Annotated in this window: 22 protein-coding genes; 12 read left to right on the top strand and 10 right to left on the bottom strand. The window is 35.9% G+C overall.

Translation table 11 applies throughout. The features are described from left to right. Positions 1-3: 3 nt before the first annotated feature. Together M2373_RS07445 and M2373_RS07440 are read right to left on the bottom strand one after the other, a co-directional pair. Positions 4-420, bottom strand: a complete 417-nt coding sequence (locus M2373_RS07445) for an energy transducer TonB (RefSeq protein WP_259109115.1) — start codon at positions 418-420, stop codon at positions 4-6. A gap of 11 nt (positions 421-431) precedes the next feature. Further along, positions 432-1,634: an NAD(P)/FAD-dependent oxidoreductase gene (locus M2373_RS07440; protein WP_259109113.1), complete on the bottom strand. Its 1,203-nt coding sequence runs from the start codon at positions 1,632-1,634 to the stop codon at positions 432-434. Between the two features lie 114 nt (positions 1,635-1,748). On the opposite strand from M2373_RS07440, the gene M2373_RS07435 reads away from it, so the two are divergent. The 3 genes from M2373_RS07435 to M2373_RS07425 all read left to right on the top strand — a co-directional run bounded on the left by M2373_RS07435 (position 1,749) and on the right by M2373_RS07425 (position 3,715). Beyond that, complete coding sequence (locus tag M2373_RS07435; protein ID WP_259109111.1) at positions 1,749-2,240, top strand: thioesterase family protein; 492 nt, start codon at positions 1,749-1,751, stop codon at positions 2,238-2,240. Between the two features lie 80 nt (positions 2,241-2,320). Next, on the top strand, positions 2,321-3,382 hold the full coding sequence (thiL, locus tag M2373_RS07430) for a thiamine-phosphate kinase (RefSeq protein WP_259109109.1): 1,062 nt from the start codon (positions 2,321-2,323) through the stop codon (positions 3,380-3,382). Positions 3,383-3,445: 63 nt separating this feature from the next. After that, on the top strand, positions 3,446-3,715 hold the full coding sequence (locus M2373_RS07425) for a CPCC family cysteine-rich protein (RefSeq protein WP_259109107.1): 270 nt from the start codon (positions 3,446-3,448) through the stop codon (positions 3,713-3,715). Between the two features lie 109 nt (positions 3,716-3,824). Here the strand turns inward: M2373_RS07425 and M2373_RS07420 are convergent, their stop codons facing one another. From M2373_RS07420 to pepT, 3 genes are all read right to left on the bottom strand, one after another. Next, positions 3,825-4,070: a hypothetical protein gene (locus M2373_RS07420; RefSeq protein ID WP_259109105.1), complete on the bottom strand. Its 246-nt coding sequence runs from the start codon at positions 4,068-4,070 to the stop codon at positions 3,825-3,827. Positions 4,071-4,185: 115 nt separating this feature from the next. Beyond that, positions 4,186-4,785, bottom strand: a complete 600-nt coding sequence (locus M2373_RS07415; RefSeq protein ID WP_259109104.1) for a hypothetical protein — start codon at positions 4,783-4,785, stop codon at positions 4,186-4,188. A 4-nt stretch (positions 4,786-4,789) separates the two neighbouring features. Beyond that, on the bottom strand, positions 4,790-6,037 hold the full coding sequence (gene pepT / locus M2373_RS07410; RefSeq protein ID WP_259109103.1) for a peptidase T: 1,248 nt from the start codon (positions 6,035-6,037) through the stop codon (positions 4,790-4,792). Positions 6,038-6,223: 186 nt separating this feature from the next. Between pepT and M2373_RS07405 the strand changes: the two genes are divergently transcribed. Then, positions 6,224-7,072, top strand: a complete 849-nt coding sequence (locus M2373_RS07405; RefSeq protein ID WP_259109102.1) for a hydroxymethylglutaryl-CoA lyase — start codon at positions 6,224-6,226, stop codon at positions 7,070-7,072. A gap of 181 nt (positions 7,073-7,253) precedes the next feature. After that, a complete protein-coding gene (locus M2373_RS07400) occupies positions 7,254-8,090 on the top strand; it encodes a sulfurtransferase (RefSeq protein ID WP_259109101.1) in 837 nt (278 codons plus the stop codon). 64 nt (positions 8,091-8,154) lie between these two features. On the opposite strand, the gene M2373_RS07395 is transcribed toward M2373_RS07400, so the two are convergent. The 4 genes from M2373_RS07395 to M2373_RS07380 form a co-directional block, all read right to left on the bottom strand. Further along, on the bottom strand, positions 8,155-8,481 hold the full coding sequence (locus M2373_RS07395) for an SUF system Fe-S cluster assembly protein (RefSeq protein WP_259109100.1): 327 nt from the start codon (positions 8,479-8,481) through the stop codon (positions 8,155-8,157). A gap of 3 nt (positions 8,482-8,484) precedes the next feature. After that, on the bottom strand, positions 8,485-9,189 hold the full coding sequence (locus M2373_RS07390) for a 3'-5' exonuclease (RefSeq protein ID WP_259109099.1): 705 nt from the start codon (positions 9,187-9,189) through the stop codon (positions 8,485-8,487). 94 nt (positions 9,190-9,283) lie between these two features. Beyond that, positions 9,284-9,631, bottom strand: coding sequence for a tRNA-binding protein (locus M2373_RS07385; RefSeq protein WP_259109098.1), 348 nt, complete (start codon positions 9,629-9,631; stop codon positions 9,284-9,286). After that, positions 9,628-10,137, bottom strand: coding sequence for a hypothetical protein (locus tag M2373_RS07380; RefSeq protein WP_259109097.1), 510 nt, complete (start codon positions 10,135-10,137; stop codon positions 9,628-9,630). The genes M2373_RS07385 and M2373_RS07380 overlap by 4 nt, the downstream gene beginning before the upstream one ends. Positions 10,138-10,339: 202 nt before the next feature. On the opposite strand from M2373_RS07380, the gene M2373_RS07375 reads away from it, so the two are divergent. The 7 genes from M2373_RS07375 to M2373_RS07345 all read left to right on the top strand — a co-directional run bounded on the left by M2373_RS07375 (position 10,340) and on the right by M2373_RS07345 (position 19,845). Then, positions 10,340-10,912, top strand: coding sequence for a DUF4840 domain-containing protein (locus M2373_RS07375; protein ID WP_259109096.1), 573 nt, complete (start codon positions 10,340-10,342; stop codon positions 10,910-10,912). 104 nt (positions 10,913-11,016) lie between these two features. Beyond that, on the top strand, positions 11,017-11,580 hold the full coding sequence (locus tag M2373_RS07370) for an RNA polymerase sigma factor (RefSeq protein WP_259109095.1): 564 nt from the start codon (positions 11,017-11,019) through the stop codon (positions 11,578-11,580). Further along, positions 11,573-12,964, top strand: a complete 1,392-nt coding sequence (locus M2373_RS07365) for a PorT family protein (protein WP_259109094.1) — start codon at positions 11,573-11,575, stop codon at positions 12,962-12,964. The genes M2373_RS07370 and M2373_RS07365 overlap by 8 nt, the downstream gene beginning before the upstream one ends. Before the next feature lie 129 nt (positions 12,965-13,093). After that, positions 13,094-14,056, top strand: a complete 963-nt coding sequence (locus M2373_RS07360) for a T9SS type A sorting domain-containing protein (protein ID WP_259109093.1) — start codon at positions 13,094-13,096, stop codon at positions 14,054-14,056. A gap of 199 nt (positions 14,057-14,255) precedes the next feature. Then, positions 14,256-15,791 (top strand): YifB family Mg chelatase-like AAA ATPase, encoded by a 1,536-nt coding sequence (locus tag M2373_RS07355; protein WP_259109092.1) that lies wholly within the window; start codon positions 14,256-14,258, stop codon positions 15,789-15,791. Between the two features lie 521 nt (positions 15,792-16,312). Continuing rightward, positions 16,313-19,408 carry an amino acid adenylation domain-containing protein gene (locus M2373_RS07350; protein WP_259109091.1) on the top strand — a complete coding sequence of 1,032 codons (3,096 nt, stop codon included), beginning with the start codon at positions 16,313-16,315 and terminating at the stop codon, positions 19,406-19,408. Between the two features lie 134 nt (positions 19,409-19,542). Then, positions 19,543-19,845, top strand: a complete 303-nt coding sequence (locus tag M2373_RS07345; protein WP_259109090.1) for a hypothetical protein — start codon at positions 19,543-19,545, stop codon at positions 19,843-19,845. A gap of 156 nt (positions 19,846-20,001) precedes the next feature. On the opposite strand, the gene M2373_RS07340 is transcribed toward M2373_RS07345, so the two are convergent. Next, positions 20,002-22,194 (bottom strand): S46 family peptidase, encoded by a 2,193-nt coding sequence (locus M2373_RS07340; RefSeq protein ID WP_259109089.1) that lies wholly within the window; start codon positions 22,192-22,194, stop codon positions 20,002-20,004. Positions 22,195-22,212 lie beyond the last annotated feature (18 nt).

The following is a 22,212-nucleotide window of genomic DNA, read 5'->3' as shown; positions in this document are numbered from 1 at the left end:
GTTTTATTCAAAAACGATGGAAAAAGGAATTGTAAACCAGTATTTTACGGGGTTATTTTTATAAGTGGCAGGGGCCCATTTTGTTTTTGTTGATTTTATTGCTTTTTCTACTTCGTGATTCAAAACTGAATTGTCTCCTGTAACGGAAACTTGCTCTATTTCTCCTTTTGCGCTAACAGCAAATTTAGCGGAAGAAGTTAACTTACCTTTTACTCCTTTTATTTTGCTTGCATTTATTTTTTTGGCAACAATATTTCTAAATTCTGTGATTCCACCTGGAAAAACAGGAGCTATGTCTGCCCCAGGGACATACTGATCTCTGGAAGACTGATCTGTTGGAGAGGCTTTTACGCCTTCCTGTATTTGAGAAAAAGCTAAAGTAGATCCTAAAAGGAAAATAAAAAGAATAATTTTTTTCATGGTTAGTTATTTTATAATTGATTTAAATCCTGTGCTATCAGCCATGCTTCACTCCAGCATGCCTGAAAATTAAATCCGCCTGTTACTGCATCGATATTCAAAACTTCTCCGGCTATATAAAAGTTAGACAAAATTTTTGAAGACATATTTTTAAAGTTAATTTCCTTTAAATCAACACCTCCGGCAGTTACAAATTCGTCTTTAAAAGTAGACTTTCCGGTAACCTGAAATTTCTTTTTGCATAAATTCTCAAGAATCGTCTGCATTTCCTTTCCTGAAATCTGGGCGACCTGTTTATTGAGATCAACTTTTGAAACTTCAAGAATTCTCTGCCAAAAACGATTCGTTATGTCAAAAATTTTCGATTGTCCGATGGTTTTCTTCGGATTCGACTGTTTGAAGTTTTGAAATAATTCTTCAGCATCATCAATATCTTTTGAAATGAAATTAACCTGAATATCAAAGTTATATTTCACTTTAGCCAAATTAATAGCTTCCCAAGCCGAAATTTTCAAAATAGCAGGCCCCGAAAGCCCCCAGTGCGTAATGATCATTGGTCCGCTTTCCTCGGTTTTCAGCTTCGGAATGGATGTTTCAGCCATTTCAAAACTGGTTCCGGCAATGTCTTTCAATAAATCATCTTTGATATTAAATGTAAAAAGGGATGGTACAAGGTCAATGATTTTATGACCTAGGCTTTCAATCATTTTTAATGATTTCGGAGAACTTCCGGTCGTATAAATCACAAAATCAGCTTCAAAATCTCCTAAACTTGTTTTTACAAGGTACTTTTCATCCTGTTTTTGAATTTCTTTGACGGAGCATTTAGTTTTTACTTCGACTTTTTTCTGTTGAATTTCGTTCAGGAAAGTATTGATAATCGTTTGTGATGAATTGCTTTCCGGGAAAACTCTGTTGTCATTTTCTATTTTCAACGGCACTTTTCGCTGATCAAACCAATCCATCGTATCACCAGGCTGAAATTTTGTAAAGACACTCAATAATTCCTTGTTTCCACGAGGGTAGAACTGAACCAGCTCTCTTGGGTCAAAACAGGCATGGGTTACATTGCATCGTCCGCCTCCCGAAATTTTAACTTTCTGAAGGACATCCGAATTCTGCTCGAGAATGGTAATTTTATATTTTGTTTCGTCAAGATTGGATGCGCAGAAAAATCCTGCCGCACCTCCTCCGATAATGATAATTCGCTTCATAACTATTTTAATCTTATGCTCAAGATTATTTTTCCAAAAGTACAATTTTTATAAACCATCTTATTTGAGTAATTTTGAAGAATATAATTTAATTATTCTAAAACCGATACTTAAATGATTTTTTACCATAAATTCGAAGTACGTTGGAGTGATCTTGATGCCAACAAACATTTAGCCAATTCATCTTACGTTCAATATTGCGCTCAGACCAGGATGGCTTTTATGAAGCAGGAAAAGATGGGTGTTACACAGATGAGCCGATGGGGAATCGGTCCTGTCATTATGCATGAAAGATTTTCTTTTTTTAAGGAAATATTTGCGGATCAGACCGTGATTGTAAGTCTGGAAGTTGATGCTTGTGCAGAAGACTGTTCTATTTACCGTTTTGTACATAAGTTTTATACTCCGCAAGGAGAACATTGTGCCACTTCAGAAGCTACAGGTGTATGGATTGATACTATGCTGAGAAAAATGACAACGCCGCCGGATGACGTGGTAGAGGCAATTAATAAATATAAAACTCCGGATACGATTGTTTTGACGAGAGAAGACTTTAAAAAGCTTCCTTTCCGTCCGGAAAACATTGATCCATCGGTATTTGCTTAAAATAGGTCTATGTTTAATGATTTGAATTTAAAGTTCAAAGATGGCTATGATCAATTACTCATTATTTATAATTAAAAGATATGTTTGAAGATAAAGAACCTGAATTGACCCCGATTTCCAAATTAGGAGAATTTGGGTTAATTAAACACCTTACGGAATTTTTTCCTCTAGCCAATGAATCTTCGGAGCTTGGAGTAGGAGATGATGCCGCAGTTATTAACCCTGAAAATAAAAAAGTTGTTCTTACAACTGATGTTCTGGCTGAAGGAGTGCATTTCAATTTGGGCTATGTTCCATTGAAGCATTTAGGATATAAAGCTGTGGTTGTTAACCTAAGTGATATTGCCGCGATGAATGCGACACCTACACAGATTTTGGTTTCTTTGGCTGTTTCAAACCGTTTTCCGGTAGAGGCTTTAGAAGAAATTTATTCCGGAATTCAGGCGGCTTGCAGTCGTTATAAAGTAGATTTGGTGGGTGGAGATACTACGAGCTCGAACGCCGGGCTTGTTATGAGTATTACAGCAATCGGTCTTGAAAATGATGAGAATATCGTTAAGAGAAGTACAGCAAAGGCTAATGATCTTCTTGTGGTAACCGGAGATTTAGGAGGCGCATATATGGGACTTCAGATTTTGGAAAGAGAGCATGCTGTTTTCCTGGCTGATCCTAATATGCAACCTGAAATGGAAGGATACGACTATATTTTGGAAAGACAGTTGAAGCCTGAAGCAAGAACGGATGTGAAAGGGATCCTGGAACAGTTGGATATCAAACCTACTTCAATGATTGATATTTCAGACGGTTTAGCTTCTGAAATTCTGCATCTTTCAGATCAGTCGAAAGTTGGTTTCAGATTATATGAAGAGAAGGTACCAATGGATAATTTAACGATCACTACGGCAGATGAGTTCAATTTGAATCCTGTAATGACGGCCTTGAGCGGTGGTGAAGATTATGAATTGTTGTTCACCATTTCTCCGAATGATTTTGATAAGATTAAAAATCATCCGGATTTTACAATTATTGGACATGCCGTGGAGAAAGAAGACGGAAATTTCATGGTAGCAAGAGGTTCCAATCAACTAGTCGCTTTAACGGCACAGGGCTGGGATGCTTTTTTAGGAAATCAGCAAGGATAAATTATTTATTAATTTTGAAATATTGTAGCCATCGCTTTTGCGGTGGTTTTTTAATTTAGACAAATGAAAAAAGTGATAGAAAAATATGAATTTCAGTGTTATTGTTGTGGATATTTCACAATCGAAGAAAGAGGACATTATGAAATCTGTGATGTTTGTTTTTGGGAAGATGATGGAAGTAATATCTTAGATGAAGAAAGCGGACCAAATTATATGACTTTAGAAGAGGGAAGAAAAAACTTTGCAAAATTTGGAGCTTGTGAAGAAAGATTTACAATAGATGTTGAAAAAAATCCTGAAAATAAGTTTCGAAGAGGAGCGTTTGATGCTTAAGTAAAGACTCTGCTGGTTGGAAATTAATTTTCTATAAAAAATTTGGATAAGCATAATTACTTTATAATCGAAAAAAAATCTCTGCAGTTTTGCAGAGATTCTATAGTTTTTAAAAGGGTTGTTCAGTACAGCGGTCATCCCCAGGGAAGCAAGGTGTTCCGCCACCTCCGCCGCCACCTCCAACAGCGATGCATTGTCCCGGATTTCCGTCATCATTCATTTCGCATGCTTTTCCAAATGTGCATTCGCAATCGGTCCAGCAATAAGCCGAATCTCCGTTCATATGGCAGCCTGATCCGGCACCACCAAGAATTATTGATAAATCCTGTCTCATTAGTTTTTTAATGTTTTTCATAATTAAAAGTTTTGTATTGGGTTTAAATGTAAATATTTACATCACTTAAAGATAAAAAATTAAAATTAATCTTCAGGAAAAATAAAAACCCATCGCAGTTGCAATGGGTTTAAAATTATTCGTTGGAATCTGATTCTTTTTGATCAAATATTATTGTAACGGGATAAGAAAATACATATAATATAGGATGACCATTCACTTCTGCAGGTTTCCATTTTCCTTTATCCTTTATTTGATAAAAGGCTGCTAGTATAAATGTATTAATATCTGCATTTTTACCCTTTACTTTCACATCATATACATACCCTTTTGAGTCTACAGCACAGCTCAGTTTTGCCGAGTATACAACATTTTGGGTATAATGTAAAGATGCTATATTATCCTTATAAGCTGAGGTTAAAAGTTCTTTAAATTTGCTTTCACCCAGTTCAAATTCCGGTTTTTTTGAAACAGGAGGTACCGAAGGAGCAGGAACCTCAGTCACAAGTTTCTGTTCTTCTACACGAATTTTTTCCAGTGTGCTTCTATAGGAAACGAGTTTTTCTTCAAGAATTATTCTTTCTTGCTGGAGTCTTGCGGTTGTTTTTTCTGGATTCTTTTTCAGAAAAGAACTCATTCTTTTATTATACTGTTCATCCGCTTTCTGAAATTCATCCGTTTGAGAATAACTGAATAAAAAACATAACAGAAAAAATAAAACCGAAATTTTTTTCATGAGCTTAAGCTTTTACAATATTAATAATCACTTCAGTTGCTTTCTCCATACTTTCCAATGCAACATATTCGTAAGGTCCATGAAAATTGATTCCTCCGGCAAAAATATTCGGACATGGTAATCCCATATAAGATAGTTGTGCACCGTCTGTTCCGCCTCTGATCGCTTTGATTTTAGGCTCAATTCCTGCTTCTTTCATTGCCGCCGCAGCAATATCAATGATGTGCATTTTTCCTTCAAACTGCTGCTTCATGTTTCTGTATTGCTCCTTAATCTCAATTTCAGCGGTTCTTTCACCGTGTTTTTGATTAAATTCGGCTACTTTTTCCTCCATAAACTTTTTTCTGATTTCAAATTTATCAGCATCATGATCACGGATGATATATTGTAATTTAGCCTCAGAAATATCAGCATTTAAATCCATTAAATGATAAAATCCATCAAATCCTTTTGTCGTAGCCGGAGTTTCATTGGCAGGAAGCATCTGGGCAAATTCAGAGGCCAGTAAAGCGGCATTAACCATTTTTCCGTATGCATAACCAGGGTGAACGCTCAGTCCGTGAATTTTCACGACAGCTCCGGCCGCATTGAAGTTTTCATATTCCAATTCTCCAACCTCTCCACCGTCCATTGTGTAGGCAAATTCAGCTCCGAATTTAGCAACATCAAATTTATGTGCGCCTCTTCCGATTTCTTCATCAGGGGTAAAGCCAATGGCAATTCTTCCGTGCTTGATTTCAGGATGAGCAACTAAATATTCCGCGGCTGTTACGATTTCCGCACAACCCGCTTTGTCATCAGCCCCAAGAAGGGTATTTCCATCAGTCGTAATTAAAGTCTGCCCGATGTATTTTTTTAAACTTTCAAATTTTGAAGGTGATAGAGTGAAGCCCGTCGTCTGATTCAGTACCAGATCACTTCCGTCATAATTTTCCCAAACCTGAGGTTTCACGTTTTCACCACTGAAGTCGGGTGAAGTATCATAATGGGAAATAAATCCAATGGTAGGTTTGTCATCATTTTCAAGGTTAGAAGGCACATACCCCATGATATAACCGTTGTCATCTATCGATACATTTTCAAGACCTATCGTTTTCAGTTCCTCAACAATATAATTCGCAATGTCCCACTGTCTTTCGGTAGATGGTGTTGTTTCGCTTTCAGCATCACTTGTTGAATATATTTTTACATAATTAAGAAAACGGTTCAGTAACTTTTCTTTCCACAATTGGTTGAATTCTATAGCACTCATTATTAGTATTAAATTTTAACAAAGTTAACAAATTTGATGCTCAGAATACGTTATTTGTACTTGAATATAAGTTATTGAAATTATTAATCAGATATAAAAGATTGAAAATCAAAATAATGTTAGCTTTGTGTAAATCTTATATAAACTTGTTTAGTTTTATTATATTTGAGAAAATCTAAAAGTAAAATGTTTCTTACTGAATGTCCGCGTGATGCAATGCAGGGTTGGGGAGAATTTATTCCCACAGATCAAAAAATAGATTATATCAACTCCTTGATGGATGTTGGGTTTGATGTATTAGACTGTCTGAGTTTTGTGTCCCCAAAAGCAATCCCCCAAATGGCAGACTCTGATGAGGTAGCCGAAAATATAGATAAATCCAGATCCAATACGAAAGTTTCTGCGATTATCGGAAACTATAGAGGTGCCGAAAAGGCATTAAAACATCAGTCTGTGGATATTCTTGGATTTCCATTTTCTATCTCCGAAACGTTCCAGCACAGAAATACCAACAAAAGTCAGGATGAAGCCTTTCAGGAAGTTGTTAAAATGCTTGAGCTGGTGAAAACCGAAGGTAAGCAATTGAATATTTATTTCTCAATGGCTTTTGGAAATCCTTACGGTGAGATGTGGAAATGGGAAGATGTAGATTTCTGGGCACAAAGATTTTCGGAAATTGGAGTTACAGATATCTTACTTTCTGATACGACGGGAGTTGCGACACCGGAAACGATTGCTCTTTTATTTGATAAAATACCGTCAAAATATCCCGGAATTAATTTCGGAGGTCATTTTCATAACCGATATGAAGATTCTTATGTTAAATTAAAGGCGGCTTACGATCAGGGGTGCCGAAGATTTGACAGCGCCATTAAAGGAATAGGAGGTTGCCCAATGGCAAAAGATGATCTGGTAGGAAATATGCCGACGGAGCAGGTCATCAACTTTATGAGTGTCGAAAAAGCCGATCACAAATTGAATCTTTTAAATTTCGAAAGTTCTTATAATAAAGCGAAAGATATTTTTCATTTTTAATCATTAAGCATAATATTAATTAATGGTTAGTATTAGCATTGTCACCCTGAGCTTGTCGAAGGGTTATCTACAAAAAGGCTTCAAAAAATATCAGGAGAGCGGGCTTTAGCCCGCTTTACTATTCAGAACTCAATTCAGCATTAGCCAAAATAGATTTAAACCAATCCAAAAAATCAAAAAAATGTCACCAATAATCAGTCCATCCGAATTAAAAAAAATATCAACCGAAAATCTTATCATTCTCGATGCCAGAGTAGGTAAAGAAGTTCATCAAAATTATCTGAATAAGCATATTAATGGGGCAAGATTTGTCGATTTAGATAAAGATTTGGCAGAAATAGGAGAAGATGCTGCTTTTGGAGGAAGACATCCCTTACCAAGCGTTGAAAAATTTGCAGTGACACTTGCCAATCTTGGAATTTCAGAAAACTCTCAAGTTGTAATTTACGATGATAAAAACGGAGCAAATGCGGGAGCAAGAGCCTGGTGGATGTTAAAATCTTTTGGATTAAATAATGTTCAGATTCTGGATGGCGGATTCCAAAATGCTGAAAAAGAAAATCTGGAATTTTCATCAGGTGAAGAAACCTTTGAGAAAGCAGAAATTATCAAAAAAAATGATTGGCTTCTTCCAATTTCTAGGCTGGAAGATATTGAAAATGAATTGTTAAACAATTCTGCAACAGTAATCGACGTAAGAGATGCTTACCGTTATCGTGGAGAATCAGAACCCATTGATTTGGTGGCAGGACATATTCCCGGAGCTATCAATATCCCTTTTTCTGAAAATCTGGATGAAAATGGAAATTTTCTGAAGCCGGAAATTTTAAAAGAAAAATATGCAGAGCTTTTAAAGGATAAATCTCAGAATTTAATCATTCATTGTGGTTCCGGAGTGACGGCTTGTCACACGATTTTGGCTTTGGATTATGCAGGTTTTCCAATTCCGAATTTATATGTAGGATCTTGGAGCGAATGGAGTAGAAGAGAAGGGAAAGAGATTGCGAGAGAAGGTTAGAAAATCCATAAAATAAAAAATAAAAGGCTGCCAAAACTGACAGCCTATTTTATTTAATCCGAATTTAAAGCATTCCCAGCTCAAATTTCGCTTCTTCACTCATCATATCCTTGTTCCAGCTCGGCTCGAAAGTAAGCTCCAAATCAACGCTTTTTACACTTTCCACTTCTGCCACCTTATCTTTCACTTCTTGAGGAAGAGTTTCAGCAACAGGGCAGTTGGGAGTTGTAAGTGTCATTATGATTTTAACATCCGCATCGTCGGAAATCTGAACATCATAAACCAACCCCAATTCGTAGATATCTACCGGAATTTCAGGGTCATAAACGGTTTTTAAGACACTGATGATTTCTTCACCAATGTCAGCAATCTGATCGTCTGTAAATTTCATTTTTTAATCTAAATTGATGTACCTTTTCAACAAATCTTCCTGACGCATTCGTCGGAAAATATTCGCCAAAGTTAAGACATCTTTTTCACAATAGTCAACTATTCTTTGCAAGTCTTTTTCTATGTAGTAGATTGATGAAACCATTGAGCCGTCGATATCATCTTTTGGCGTAGGAATTCCGAAAACATGAGCTAATAATTCCAGAGACACAAAGCTTTTATAGTCTCCGAATTTCCAGAGTTCCATCGTATCGATATGAGGGATTTCCCAAGGTTTTTTCCCAAACATCTGAAACGGAACAGGAGGTTGCATGCCGTTGATTAAGAATCTTCTGGCAATCCACGGGAAGTCAAATTCTTTCCCGTTATGAGCACAGAGAATAACGTCCCTAAGTCTTGGACTGTTAAAAATTTCACCAAATTCAATCAACATTTTTTTCTCGTCATCATCTGCAAAACTTTTGATCTTCAGGGTATCATTTTTCTCGATCATACCTATGGTGATGCAGATTATTTTTCCGAATTCGGCCATAATTCCAGCTCTTTCCGGATAAAATTCTTCAGCAGAAACTTCTTCTTTTCGCTGAAATCTTGTTTTTTTATCCCAAAGTTTTTGCTCTGTTTCGGGAAGATTATCCCAGTTTCCTGTGCCGGGAACTGTTTCAATATCAATGAATAAGACTCTTTCTAGTGGAATGTGTTGTATCATTTGTTTTTTACTTCTTTATGTAATGGGATTTGGCCTCATAGGTTTTCAATGTCTATAAGATTTAATGCTCATAAAATTAAATTGGTTGTAAAGTTTACCCCACCTGCATTCCGTTTTTTGTAGGAAGGGAAGTTGATAAAAGCGTAACATCTTTGGAATTTTCACCATATACTCCCAAAACCAGACATTCACTAAAGAAATTAGCAATCTGTTTCTTAGGAAAATTAACGACTGCTAAGATTTGTTTACCTGTTAATTCTTCTTTTGTGTATAAAGACGTGATTTGTGCCGAAGATTTTTTTATACCAAGATCTCCGAAATCTATTTCCAGTTGATAAGATGGGTTTCTGGCTTTTTCAAAATCGTTTACTGAAATTATTGTTCCGGTTCTTATATCCAGTTTTTCAAAATCTGCCCAGGTGATCTCGGGTTTTATGGTCATGATAATGTATTAATTAATTGTTCTACTTCTTTTTTCTGGTCTGCATACTTTTGTTGAAGATCGGAGTTTTCATCCATTCTTTTATAATATTCCAGGGCTTTATTTCCAAAAAACTTTTTATGAAAATCTGAAACGTCAGGAATCTGTGGAAAAACTTTATGAAAAAGCATTTCGTAATAAGCCTGAAATTCGCGCTCATTTTTATCTTCAACTACATTTTCGGGAGCTTTTTGTCTTACATGAAGCATTTCATGGGCGATCATATTTAAAACAAGATTCAGATCAAAATCAAATAAGTTCCTAGGAATCATTACTTTCTGAGGCTTTCCCAGTTCTCCTTCTGCAGTAAGCAACATAGAAGTGGGAGAAAGCTCTTCCCGGAAGCCAAATCCGGCAAAATTCTCATGTTCAAGATTAAATGAACTGATTAGGTATCTGGCAGCATCAATAATTTGATCGTGCTCTTTGTAAGCGTTAAGATGGAAGTTGATATTCTCGAAATTCATCCCGAAATAGGTTTTAACAAATGTATTAAAATAATGAAAAATAGAAAAAGGATTTAATTAACAGATTTTTTTCCTTTTTAAAATCAATTAGTTATGAATTTTTTTTAAACTTTTTATTAAAAATGGTGCAAGATTCTGAAAAAACAGGGTTTATATAAATGAGTGCTCAAAATAGTTAATGTTTAATGAAAATTTTAAAGTAATGAAGAGAAAATTAATACTTAAAGCCTGTATGGCTGTTTTGGTAGCATTGGTAGGACTTTCTTTGGTGTCTTGTAATGATGATTATGAACCTATTCCGGTTAAACTGGAAGATGTTCCCGGAAATTATAAAGCCAAGCTGATTACGACTCAGGGAAATAAAAAAACAGAGAAAATTACGGATTTTGAAGCAAAAAAGGATACGATTAAGTTTGATGATTTTCAAGTTGAAAGGATTGTAAAAACAGTAATTGCGGATCCTGTAAAAGCAGAAGCAGCAATTGTTGCAATAGGAAAAGTGAAATATAACCTTAATTATACTTCAAAAATTGATACCCAAAATAATGTTGTGGAATTAACCTTTGCTCCAAAGGTGCTGGAACTAAACATCCCTGTAGACGGAACAAATAAAAATACGAAAGTAACATTTAAGGATAATCAGAGAGGATTTTATGTAGGGCAGGATTGGTCATTGAGATTTGGTTTGATTGCAGAAAAAATAGAAGTAGATGGCGTTCAGTTGACGCCGTATGAAGTGATTAAATATGATTTTCCATATTGTCTGAAGAAGTAGAATAGTTAGTTTTATTATGCAAAATAGGTTGTGCTTTTATAAGATGCAATCTATTTTTGCATAAATTTTTAAGGATTGATCATCGGGATGGTATTGTAGAATGTATGGAAGAAACTAAAGAACAGATTTTAGTGAAACGCCTTCTGTCAAAAGAAGAGTCTGCCTGGAAAGAGCTTTTTGGTGCTTATTCCGGAATGCTTACCTATGTCTGCTCACGATATATCATCAGTAAGGACGATGTGCATGATGTCTTACAAAACAGCTTTATTAAGATGTTCCGTTCGATAGATTCATTTGAGTATAGAGGAAATGGTTCTTTGAAAGCCTGGATAACCCGTATTGTTGTCAATGAATCATTGAAACATATTAAACAGAATCCTGATTTTAAAATGGTTGCCGATGTTGAAATTCCTGATGTTCCTCATGAAGAAGAACCAGACCTGAATGAAGTTTCTCAGGCAACAATTATGAAAATGATCAGATCTCTTCCGGATGGTTACAGGACGGTTTTTAACCTGTATGTATTTGAAAATAAAAGTCATAAAGAGATCGCGGTGCTTTTGGGAATTGCAGAGAATTCTTCGGCATCACAATTTCACAGAGCAAAAGCAATGTTAGCTCAGAAAATTAAAGAATATAAAATGTCAAAAACAGCGCACTATGAATAATGACTGGTTAGATGATCTGCGCATAAAAATGGAAGATCACACAGAGGATGTTCCGGACGGACTGTGGGATGATATCAATGATGAGCTATTCCATAAAGAGGAGGAAAATAGAGCGGTTGGTTTAGCTGTAGGAAGTGATGCGGCGAAAGCAAATGTAAAGAAAGAAGCTTCTGCTTTTAAACTTAAATCTTTGTACCGTACTGCAGGAGTGGCAGCAGCCATTGCTTTATTTTTTGTGGTGGGAAATCAGATTTTTGATCATTTTACAGGAAATAAATCTTCAGAACATATTGTAAGAACTGGTGAGAAAAATACGGTTCAATCTTTTGAAAAGCAGATTGATTTGAAGTCAGATGATGCGCAAGGGACAAGGGATTTATATCAAAAAAAGACAGTGCAACATATTGGATCACAAGAAACTGGGTACACAGATGTTTTTTCAAAAAAAGTAAGTAAAAAAGGTTCTGAAGATTTAAAAAATTTTGATAGTCATATTGTTAGAGATGATAGTAGTGAGGGTATTGCGAGTTTACCTCATAAAAATGAAGATACTGAGCAAAAACAGAATACCGTTATTGACAACGAAAATCTTAATGATAAAAAAGGTTTTACAGAACTTCTTTCCAATAATGAAATAAAGAATAAAACGGCTGAAACTAAGAAAGTAAAAAAGCGGACATCAAGAAAATTTTGGATGGTGAGTATGCTTGCCGGTAATGCAGCTTCTTCTGCCCAACAAATCCCGGGATATGCTACAATAAGTGGTGCTCCGATGAAAGTGGATGAGATTTATCAAAGTTCCGGAACTGAAGAAAATCCTCTGGTGGCAGTTTTGGTTGCCAATCAGGATAAAAACGTGGATGCTAAATTTGTGCATAAAATGCCCTTTACTTTAGGTGCTTCTGTATACCACAGCTTAGGAAAAAAAGGAAAATGGGGAATCGGAACCGGTGTTAATTATACAAAACTGTCTTCGGAAGTTCGCTCGGGAAGTCAGTCCAATTTTATTAAAAGCGAACAGACAATCCATTATATCGGAATTCCGGTACAGGTAAATTATAATGTTATCCAAAAAGGAAAGTTTACAGGGTATGTTACAGGCGGGGCAATGATTGAAAAAGCAGTTGCTGCTGACCTTAGGACAAAATATGTTGTAAATGATGTGGTAAAAGAGAATACTACCGAAAAAATAGAGGAAAAACCTTTTCAGTTTTCTGTAAACTCTGCGGTGGGTGTCCAGTATAAGATCATCAGTAAAGTAGGGCTGTATGCAGAACCGGGAGCTGGATATCATTTTAAAGATAACAGTTCGCTAAATACGATTTATAAAGAAAAACCTTTAAACTTTAATGTAAAATTCGGGATCAGAATCCTGATCGATTAATAAAAATTATCAGCAGAAATAGCAAATATGTTAAGACTTATATTGTATAGGTCTTAGGAAAGTGTTTTTTATTTTTAGACGATATCATGAAAAAAACAACCACGAAATCAACTATTTAAATATTAGAATATGAAAACAAAACTAATTTTTTTGACAGCTCTGCTGTTTAGCTTTTTTATTTTGAAAGCACAGTGTAATCCAACGATTACAAGCCCACGGTTGGGCGCAATGTTTCCTGATAAAGTTGTTTTTTGTAACAGTGAGTCTGAGACATTATCGACGACTCAAATATATGATTCTTATCAGTGGTATAAACAGGAATGGGACTGGCAGACTCCGAATAACAATCCGTGGGTGGCGATTTCCGGAGCAACATCTCAGACTTTGACGATTGACGGAACTAATGATATGCTGTATTATTTTAAAGTAGCGGTCACTCAGAATGACTGTAATGCTGAAAGTCCGGAAATTCTTGCAGACGGTTATGCATACGGTCTTCCGGCTATGATGACCACGCTTACTCCCGGTACTTATGAACAGACCGATGCTGATACATACAATGTGTGTGAAGGAGCTACAGTAAGGTTTGAAAATATTTATCCTGCAGTGTATGGAGTTCATACCTGGTATAAATGCACTCCCAGCAATATTCCTCCGGTTCCGGGAGATCCGTGTATCATAGGAGGTGCCACGGGAGATTCTTACGATGCAACAACCTCAGGGTATTATGGTTTTTATGCCTGTACCGAATATTGTCCTGATCAGTGCGAGTTCTTAGGAATGGCAGGTTTTGTTCAGCTTAATTTTGGAAACTTTTCGTTCTGTACTTTAGGGACCGGTGAAACAAAAACTAAAGAAAATAATTTGAAAGTTTATCCAAATCCAACCACTCAGCTTTTGTATGTAGGCAAAGAATCTGACAAAAACTATCATATTTCAATTATCGATATGTCCGGAAAACTGATCAAGCAGAAATCAAATCATAGATATAATGAAGCGATTGATGTAAGTGAACTGGTTCCCGGAAATTATATGATCGTTTCTAAAAGCTCTGAAGGTAAAATTTATAAAAATAAATTCATTAAAAAATAACAATTAAGTCGATCCTAAGTTATTTTGGTTTTTTCAATGTTTATCTGATCTGCGCAGACCTTGTTTGCGCAGATTTATATTTTCAAAAATACTTATAATTCATGTTTTTAAAATAGTTTTTTATTGAATTTTATCCATCCTGAAGTTGAATTTTGTAGAAAGAAATATTAATTATTTTTACGGCAAAACACAATCAATCATGCTGATTAAAATTTACGGAAGTGCCATATTCGGAGTGTCGGCCCAGACGATTACTATTGAAGTTAATATAGATACCGGAGGAGTAGGCTATCATCTTGTAGGTCTTGCAGATAATGCTATTAAAGAAAGCAGCTACAGAATTTCTGCAGCTCTTAAAAATGTGGGATATAAAATTCCTGGAAAAAAGATTACCATTAATATGGCTCCTGCTGACCTGCGGAAAGAAGGTGCAGCCTATGATCTGAGTATTGCTATCGGAATTTTGGCTGCTTCAGATCAGATCTCAGCTGAAAACATTCACGATTATATTATTATGGGTGAGCTTTCTTTGGACGGAACGCTGCAGCCTATAAAAGGTGTTTTGCCCATTGCTATTCAGGCCCGGGAAGAAGGATTTAAAGGAATTATCTTACCAAAACAAAATACACGGGAAGCGGCTATTGTCAATAATATTGATGTATATGGAGTTGAGAACATCAAAGAAGTTATAGATTTTTTTAATGAAGGGAAGCCTCTTGAGAAATTTATAATTGATACACGGAAAGAATTTCAGGAGAGAATAAATGATTTTCCGTTTGATTTTTCAGAAGTGAAAGGACAGGAGGCTGCTAAAAGAGCAATGGAAGTCGCTGCTGCAGGTGGTCATAATATTATTTTAATAGGCCCGCCAGGTAGTGGAAAAACAATGCTTGCTAAAAGAGTTCCCAGTATTCTGCCTCCATTGACCTTGAAGGAAGCATTGGAAACAACGAAGATACATTCTGTAGCCGGAAAAATGGGTCTGGAGACATCACTCATGACAACTCGTCCCTACAGGGCTCCACATCATACCATATCAGATGTGGCATTGGTTGGAGGCGGAAGTTACCCTCAACCGGGAGAAATTTCATTAGCTCATAACGGTGTTTTATTTTTAGATGAAATGCCGGAATTTAAAAGAACCGTTCTCGAAGTGATGAGACAGCCTCTTGAAGATCGCGAAGTAACGATTTCCAGAGCCAAATTTACGGTAAACTATCCTTCAAGCTTCATGTTGGTCGCATCCATGAACCCTAGTCCAAGCGGATATTTTCCGGATGATCCTAATAACACGTCATCGGTTTTTGAGATGCAGCGCTATATGAATAAACTTTCAGGACCTCTTTTGGATCGGATTGATATTCATATAGAAGTTCAGAAAGTTGAGTTTGAACAGCTTGCTGAAAAAAGAAAAGGTGAAAAGAGTGAAGATATCAGAAAGCGTGTTTTAATAGCCCGTGAAATACAGAATGAACGATATAAAGATTTGAAAATCAGTTATAATGCTCAAATAGGGTCGAGAGAATTAGAAAAATTCTGTGAACTGGATAGTGCTTCATTTAATCTTATCAAATTAGCGATGGAAAAACTCAATCTTTCCGCAAGAGCCTACGACAGAATATTAAAAGTTTCCCGTACCATTGCTGATCTAGAACAGTCTGAAAATATCTTATCACAGCATGTCTCTGAGGCAATACAATACAGAAGTTTAGACAGGGAATTCTGGAATGTTTAAGCTTATTATTTTTAAAATTTCGAATTTTAAATCTATTTAATCTCTTTTATGGGATATATTAATGTATTTTATTATTTGATATACAATTTGTTATGCTTTAATTTCGAAAAATTAAAGGAAATGTTTTGAATCCTTGATTTTATTATGTTAAATTTGATTACCACAATCATTAAAACATTAACTCATGGAAGAAAAAAGACCCGATATCCTATGGTTCTTACTCTACAAATTAAAAAAAATAAAGTAATTGAGCCGATTGTTTGAACGTTTTTTACTAGATCAATCTAGTTAAGGATTCAATTTTTCAAGTATATAATTATCTCAAAAAAACTAAAAACTGATATGAAAACACATGTAACAAACCTGCCTGGCTTTTCTTTGCTAAGCTGTCACTTTATGTTTTGAGTTAATTCATCAAACATAAAATATCACAAACCTTAACATCACAACGTCAATGTTTTACTGCTTTACAGTATAAACGTTGCTGTTTTATATTTAACCAAATCCAAATATCATTTAAAATGCCAAACACAACGCCAAATTTGCAGCCAACAATTGCGTCAGTATCTTTATCAGCAGAAGATAGAGAGAAAATTCTGATTGAGTTCAATAAAACAAATTGGGATTATGATAAAGAGGAAACTCTGATTTCCCTGTTCAAAAAACAAGTTGTATTACATGCAGACCATCCGGCTGCTGTATTTGGAAACCAACAGCTTACATACAGAGAATTAGACCAAAAAAGCAATCAGATTGCTCATGCTTTACTTTCAAAAGGGACGAGAGGAGGGACGTATGTTCCAATATGGCTCGACCGTTCTCTAGATTTTGTTATAGCCATGATTGGAGTCCTGAAAACTGGGGCTACTTATGTCCCAATAGATTCTTCATATCCTTCAAAACGTGTTGAATATATCCTGTCCGATATTTCCGCTTCTGTAATTATTACAAATCGTGCACTTGGGAACGCTCTGAGCAAAAATGAAAAAACAGATGTACTTTATATTGCTCATACGAAAGATTTTTCGTTGCTGGGACCTGAAGTTATACCTCCTCACAAAGATTCAGTGGCATATACTATTTATACCTCAGGATCTACCGGGAAGCCAAAAGGAGTTATGGTAAAACATCAAAGCATTCAGCATCTGGTAAGTTGGCATAATCAATATTTTGAGGTTAATCAAAAGTCAAAATTAACATTGGTGGCAGGCTTGGCCTTTGATATATCGGTATGGGAAATCTGGTCGGCGCTTATTTCCGGTGCCACTCTTTTTATTGCGGATAATGAAGAACGAACTGATGCTTCAGCTTTAGTTAATTTTTATAGAAAACATAAAATTACCCATGGTTTTGTTCCTACAGTGTTGGTTCCTGCGTTTATTGCAGATACAAAAAACAGGAATGACCTGGAACTTAAATATCTTTTTACTGCTGGTGAAAAACTTAAGCCTGTTTCTACAGAAGGTTTAAGTTATGAATTGGTGGATTATTACGGACCTACAGAATGTACGGTATATGCTACATTTAAAAAAGTAAAAGATGTGGCAGGGCAATATGTTTCTTCTATTGGAAAACCGATTGCTAATGCTCAGGCTTATATTCTGGGAGATCATATGGAATTATTGCCAATAGGAGCTACAGGAGAATTATACATCGGAGGTATTCTCTTGGCGGAAGGATACTTAAATAATCAAGAGCTTTCTTCCGCAAAATTTGTAGCCAATCCATTTAAAGAAAGTGAAAAAATATACCGTACCGGAGATCTTGCAAAATGGTCTTCAGATGGTGAGATTGAATTTTTAGGAAGAATAGACAACCAGGTCAAGATCCGCGGATTCCGTGTTGAGCTTGGAGAAATCGAGCGAACCCTTATACAATTGGATAGTGTTTGTGAGGCTGTAGTTATCACAAATGACCATGCCGGAAAAAATAAATACCTTGTTGCCTATCTTATTCTTGAAGATGGAGTCGATAAAAATATTTCATCAATCAGGAATCAGTTAAAAGAAGAATTGCCAGGATATATGATTCCGGCTCAGATTATTTTCATTGACAAAATTCCCTTGACGTCAAATGGGAAAACCGATGTTACAGTATTAAAAGAGCTTGCTGATAAAGAAGCCAGAGATCTGGTGTCTCATGAACCACCCGCCAACGAAACAGAAAAAATAATTGCGGATATCTGGGCAGAAGAACTGGAACGCCCAGTGATTAACATGACAGACAATTTCTTTGATATTGGAGGAAATTCCCTTTTTGTAGCTATTGTAACCACTGCATTACAGGAAAAACTCAGTGTAAAGGTTTATATGAGGGATATTTATCAGTTTCCGGTTCTGAAAGATCTTTCAAATGTTCTGATTTCGAGAGCAAAAGATGAAAGAGAAGCGATTCCTGTGGAAGATATGGAGCCTTATGTAGAACTGCAGAATGATGTTTATCTTAATCCGGGGACTGTATTTGCCGGAGGTTTTGATCCGAAACAAATTGAAAATCCGAAACAAATATTTTTAACGGGAGTAACAGGATTTGTTGGAATTCACTTGCTTCAGGAGCTTCTGGATACAACGGATGCAGATATTTATTGTCTGGTAAGGGCTCAGGATAATTTTCATGCGCTGGAAAAAATAGATACATCTTTTAAACAATTTAATATCCCTAAAAATCAACAGCAGATATCAAGAATTATTCCTGTAATTGGTGATTTGGCCGTGCCTTCATTGGGGTTGTCTGATGAAGTTTTTACTCAGCTGGCCCATAGTATTGATCTTATTTATCATTCAGGAAGTTCTGTTAACTTTATCGAGCCTTATTCTTATATGAAAGCTCCTAATGTAGAAGGTTTAAGAGAAATCATACGGTTGGCGGGGGCAGAAAGAACAAAATGCCTGGCGTTATTATCTACTATTTCTGTATATAGCTGGGGGCATGTGTTCACCGGAAAAACTGTTATGATGGAATCTGATGATATTGAACAAAATGTGATGTCTGTAAGCAAGGATATAGGCTATGTAAGAAGTAAATACGTAATGGAAGCCATTGCGGACCTTGCAGCAAAAGAAGGATTGCCATTAATTACTTACCGTTTGGGGTATGCCATGTGTCACAGTAAAACAGGAGCCAGTGCACCATATCAGTGGTGGTCAGGATTAGTTAAAAACTGTATTGAATTTAAAGCTTATCCCGCATTGAAGGAATTAAGAGAAGGGCTCATAACCGTTGACTATATGACTCAGGCTATGGGACATATCACAAAAAACAAACAAGCTGTTGGGAAGAAATTTAACCTCATCGCAAGTCCTGAAACAAATCTTACTTTGGAAGATTTCTTTGGTCTGCTCAAAAAATACTATCCACATACTCTCAATCCTCAATCTTATAAAGATTGGCGAAAATATTGGGAAAACGACAGTAAAAACAGACTTTATCCATTAACCAGCCTTTTTAAAGATAATATGCATGAGGGTTTATCCACGGTGGAGCTTTACCAGAATACGTACGTGTGGGACAATTCTAATATTGTTAATTTTCTTAAAAATTCTGATATTAAAGAGCCTGTTTTTGATAAAAAAATGTTGGATTCCTATTTAAATTATCTGGGAGTTCCTATTTCATAGATTAACTGAAAGTGATGAACCAGACAGTTTTTGTCTGGTTCTTTAATTATAAAAAAATAATACGTCAAGTTTTGTCGCTTTATAGGTTGATGTTTGTAAAGTAATAATGAAATCAAATCAAAAAAAACAGATAAATGAATACTACAGATATAAATGAATCAGTCCGCTTATTAAGCAAAACTTTTGCGGCCAATGAAAGTGTAGTTGTTAATATTGAGTCACTAGGTCTTGGAGATGATCTGGGAATCTTAACCATTGAAAACAATACGGGTCTATCTGCCCAGTTTTTATGGCAAAAAAATGTAAGCTATGCATCAAAAGGATATTTTAAAGAAATAAAAAATGACTTGGGAGCTACTGTTGCCCACCATGATGGCATTATTGCGATCACAAACGGTGGAGTGGAGCAATATCTTGAGGCAGATTTAAAAAATTAAAATAGAGATATTAGCATTATTCAAATAAGGGTAAGCGGAATTTTAGAATAAAAATCGTCTTGGGTGAAACATTCTTATTTGAAGATATCTTAAATTTTCAAAAATAAAAAACCGCGAAAGAAAACTTTCACGGTTTTAAAAATAAATCAAAGAAGATTATTTTTTCTTTTTAGGCTCTGCTTTTGGAGCTTTTGTTTTTGTATCTGCAGGAGTATTTTCGTCTCTTACCAATTGTAATTCGTCGATCAATCTTCTTGCACCAGCATATTTGTCGATTGTCCAAAGAACAAAACGAACGTCTACGTTGATTGTTTTTTGCCATTCAGGTTCGAATACGATGTCACCACTTAAAGCTTCACTGTTTCCGTCGAATGCGATACCGATAAGGTTACCGTCACCATCAATTACCGGAGATCCTGAGTTACCACCTGTAATATCGTTGTTTGATAAGAAGTTAACAGGCATATATCCTTTAGCATCAGCATACTGACCGAAATCTTTCATATTGTAAAGATCGATCACTCTCTGTGGAAGATCAAATTCTTCGTCGCCTTTCTTGTATTTACCTACAAGACCTGTCATGTCTGTATAATAGTTATCTGTAACACCGAAGTAGTTTCTGTCTTGTCTGATCGGTAATTTATCTACCGTTCCATATGTTAATCTCATTGTTGAGTTAGCATCCGGATAGAATTTTTTCTCAGGCATAGCTTTCATTAATCCAGCTAAGAATAATCTGTTGTTTTTAGCAAAATTATCATCTACTTTCGAGAATCTTTCAGCACTCATTTTCTGATCAGCAACGATTCCGTTAGCCAGTTTCCAAAGTGGATCTGCATCTAATTTTAATGCATCAGGATTCAGGATAAAGTTTGTTGCTGATGTTTTGTTCGCAAAAATTGAAGAATAAGCAACGTTTGATACTGTAGCCGGATCAATTCCTAAAATAGTAGCAGAAGCAACATTCTGGTTTACTCTGGCTTTATAAAGTTTTGCCATTCCGCTTAACATTTCGCCTTCCAACTGAGGGTTGAAGTTTTCGTAAGCAGCTTTAATAGCAGCATCTACTTTTGGTTTCATAGCCAGTCTTCCCTGCATGTCCTGTGCTGCATAAGCCTTTAATACAGAACCTACCTGAATTGCCAGGCTGATGTATTTAGCATTTCTTGAAAACTGAGAAGAGTAGTTTCTTTCAACGTTTCTGTCAGAAACTTGCTTGTAATAAGCATCAATATCTTCTAAAACTCCGTCATATTCAGTATTACCTGGCTGTACAGACCATTTTCTGTAGATATCTTCAATTTTTTGTTTATCAGTAATAGTACCGTTTTTATCAACAGCGTCTATTGTTCCCTGTCTGTTTTTCCAATAGTTAGCTACAGAAGCATATTGAGAAGCATAGTTAAGCTGAGTCGCTTTATCTTTATCCATGTACTTCTTCATAATATCCATTGCCAGCTTAGAAGATTCAACCCAAGCCGGATAATCTTTGTTAACCATCTGCTGAATACCGTAAGATGTTAAATAACGGTTTGTTCTTCCTGGGTATCCCATGATCATGGAGAAGTCACCTGGCTTGATTCCTTTAAGAGAAACCGGTAAGAAATGCTTAGGCTTCAAAGGAACGTTCGTAGGTGCAAATTCTGCAGGATTTCCGGCAGCATCAGCGTATACTCTGAAAACAGTGAAGTCAGCTGTGTGTCTTGGCCATTCCCAGTTATCTGTATCACCTCCGAATTTTCCTAATGATGAAGGTGGAGCACCTACTAATCTGATGTCTTTATAATCTTGGTATACAAAATAATAAAATTCATTTCCGTTGAAGAAATCTCTTACTACAACTGTATATTTTCCGTTTTCAGAGTTTTCAGACTGGATAGCCTTAGTTTCAGCATCGATGACAGCTTTTCTCTGTTCAGGAGTCATGCTGTTATTCAATTTAGAATTGATTCTTTGTGTAGCATCATCCATTCTTACTAAAAATCTTACATAGAGATCTTTAGCATTGAACTCGTCTTTCTGCTTCATTGCCCAGAAACCATTCTTTAAATAGTCTTTTTCCGGAGTAGAAGCTGCTGCAACAGCACCGTAACCACAGTGGTGGTTTGTGAAAATAAGTCCCTGATTAGAAACAATCTCACCCGTACAGAAGCCACCGAAACTTACGATAGCGTCCTTCATGCTCGAATTGTTTACTGAATAAATTTCTTCCGGAGTCAAATGCAAACCTTCTTTTTGCATATCAACACCGTTTAGCCTTTTGATGAGCATCAACAGCCACATACCCTCATCCGCCCTCATCTGAGCAAAGCCCAACAAGAAAGTGAATAGTAGAAATAGTCTTTTCATTTTATAAAATAATTTTTG

Origin of the sequence: Chryseobacterium sp. JUb7, from assembly GCF_024806495.1 — a bacterium.
Classification (GTDB): Bacteria; Bacteroidota; Bacteroidia; order Flavobacteriales; family Weeksellaceae; genus Chryseobacterium.
The sequence above is the reverse complement of the archived record's forward strand: the minus strand, read 5'-3'. Positions and strand labels throughout refer to the sequence as shown.

Excerpts from the sequence above, each read along its gene's own strand:
- M2373_RS07355 (WP_259109092.1), top strand. The coding sequence starts at position 14,256 with ATGCTGATTAAAATTTACGGAAGTGCCATATTCGGAGTGTCGGCCCAG.
- M2373_RS07415 (WP_259109104.1), bottom strand. The coding sequence starts at position 4,785 with ATGAAAAAAATTTCGGTTTTATTTTTTCTGTTATGTTTTTTATTCAGT.
- M2373_RS07375 (WP_259109096.1), top strand. The coding sequence starts at position 10,340 with ATGAAGAGAAAATTAATACTTAAAGCCTGTATGGCTGTTTTGGTAGCA.
- M2373_RS07420 (WP_259109105.1), bottom strand. The coding sequence starts at position 4,070 with ATGAAAAACATTAAAAAACTAATGAGACAGGATTTATCAATAATTCTT.
- M2373_RS07440 (WP_259109113.1), bottom strand. The coding sequence starts at position 1,634 with ATGAAGCGAATTATCATTATCGGAGGAGGTGCGGCAGGATTTTTCTGC.
- thiL (WP_259109109.1), top strand. The coding sequence starts at position 2,321 with ATGTTTGAAGATAAAGAACCTGAATTGACCCCGATTTCCAAATTAGGA.
- M2373_RS07400 (WP_259109101.1), top strand. The coding sequence starts at position 7,254 with ATGTCACCAATAATCAGTCCATCCGAATTAAAAAAAATATCAACCGAA.
- M2373_RS07340 (WP_259109089.1), bottom strand. The coding sequence starts at position 22,194 with ATGAAAAGACTATTTCTACTATTCACTTTCTTGTTGGGCTTTGCTCAG.
- M2373_RS07360 (WP_259109093.1), top strand. The coding sequence starts at position 13,094 with ATGAAAACAAAACTAATTTTTTTGACAGCTCTGCTGTTTAGCTTTTTT.
- M2373_RS07445 (WP_259109115.1), bottom strand. The coding sequence starts at position 420 with ATGAAAAAAATTATTCTTTTTATTTTCCTTTTAGGATCTACTTTAGCT.
- M2373_RS07345 (WP_259109090.1), top strand. The coding sequence starts at position 19,543 with ATGAATACTACAGATATAAATGAATCAGTCCGCTTATTAAGCAAAACT.
- M2373_RS07390 (WP_259109099.1), bottom strand. The coding sequence starts at position 9,189 with ATGATACAACACATTCCACTAGAAAGAGTCTTATTCATTGATATTGAA.
- M2373_RS07380 (WP_259109097.1), bottom strand. The coding sequence starts at position 10,137 with ATGAATTTCGAGAATATCAACTTCCATCTTAACGCTTACAAAGAGCAC.
- pepT (WP_259109103.1), bottom strand. The coding sequence starts at position 6,037 with ATGAGTGCTATAGAATTCAACCAATTGTGGAAAGAAAAGTTACTGAAC.
- M2373_RS07370 (WP_259109095.1), top strand. The coding sequence starts at position 11,017 with ATGGAAGAAACTAAAGAACAGATTTTAGTGAAACGCCTTCTGTCAAAA.
- M2373_RS07425 (WP_259109107.1), top strand. The coding sequence starts at position 3,446 with ATGAAAAAAGTGATAGAAAAATATGAATTTCAGTGTTATTGTTGTGGA.
- M2373_RS07385 (WP_259109098.1), bottom strand. The coding sequence starts at position 9,631 with ATGACCATAAAACCCGAGATCACCTGGGCAGATTTTGAAAAACTGGAT.
- M2373_RS07350 (WP_259109091.1), top strand. The coding sequence starts at position 16,313 with ATGCCAAACACAACGCCAAATTTGCAGCCAACAATTGCGTCAGTATCT.
- M2373_RS07435 (WP_259109111.1), top strand. The coding sequence starts at position 1,749 with ATGATTTTTTACCATAAATTCGAAGTACGTTGGAGTGATCTTGATGCC.
- M2373_RS07365 (WP_259109094.1), top strand. The coding sequence starts at position 11,573 with ATGAATAATGACTGGTTAGATGATCTGCGCATAAAAATGGAAGATCAC.
- M2373_RS07405 (WP_259109102.1), top strand. The coding sequence starts at position 6,224 with ATGTTTCTTACTGAATGTCCGCGTGATGCAATGCAGGGTTGGGGAGAA.
- M2373_RS07395 (WP_259109100.1), bottom strand. The coding sequence starts at position 8,481 with ATGAAATTTACAGACGATCAGATTGCTGACATTGGTGAAGAAATCATC.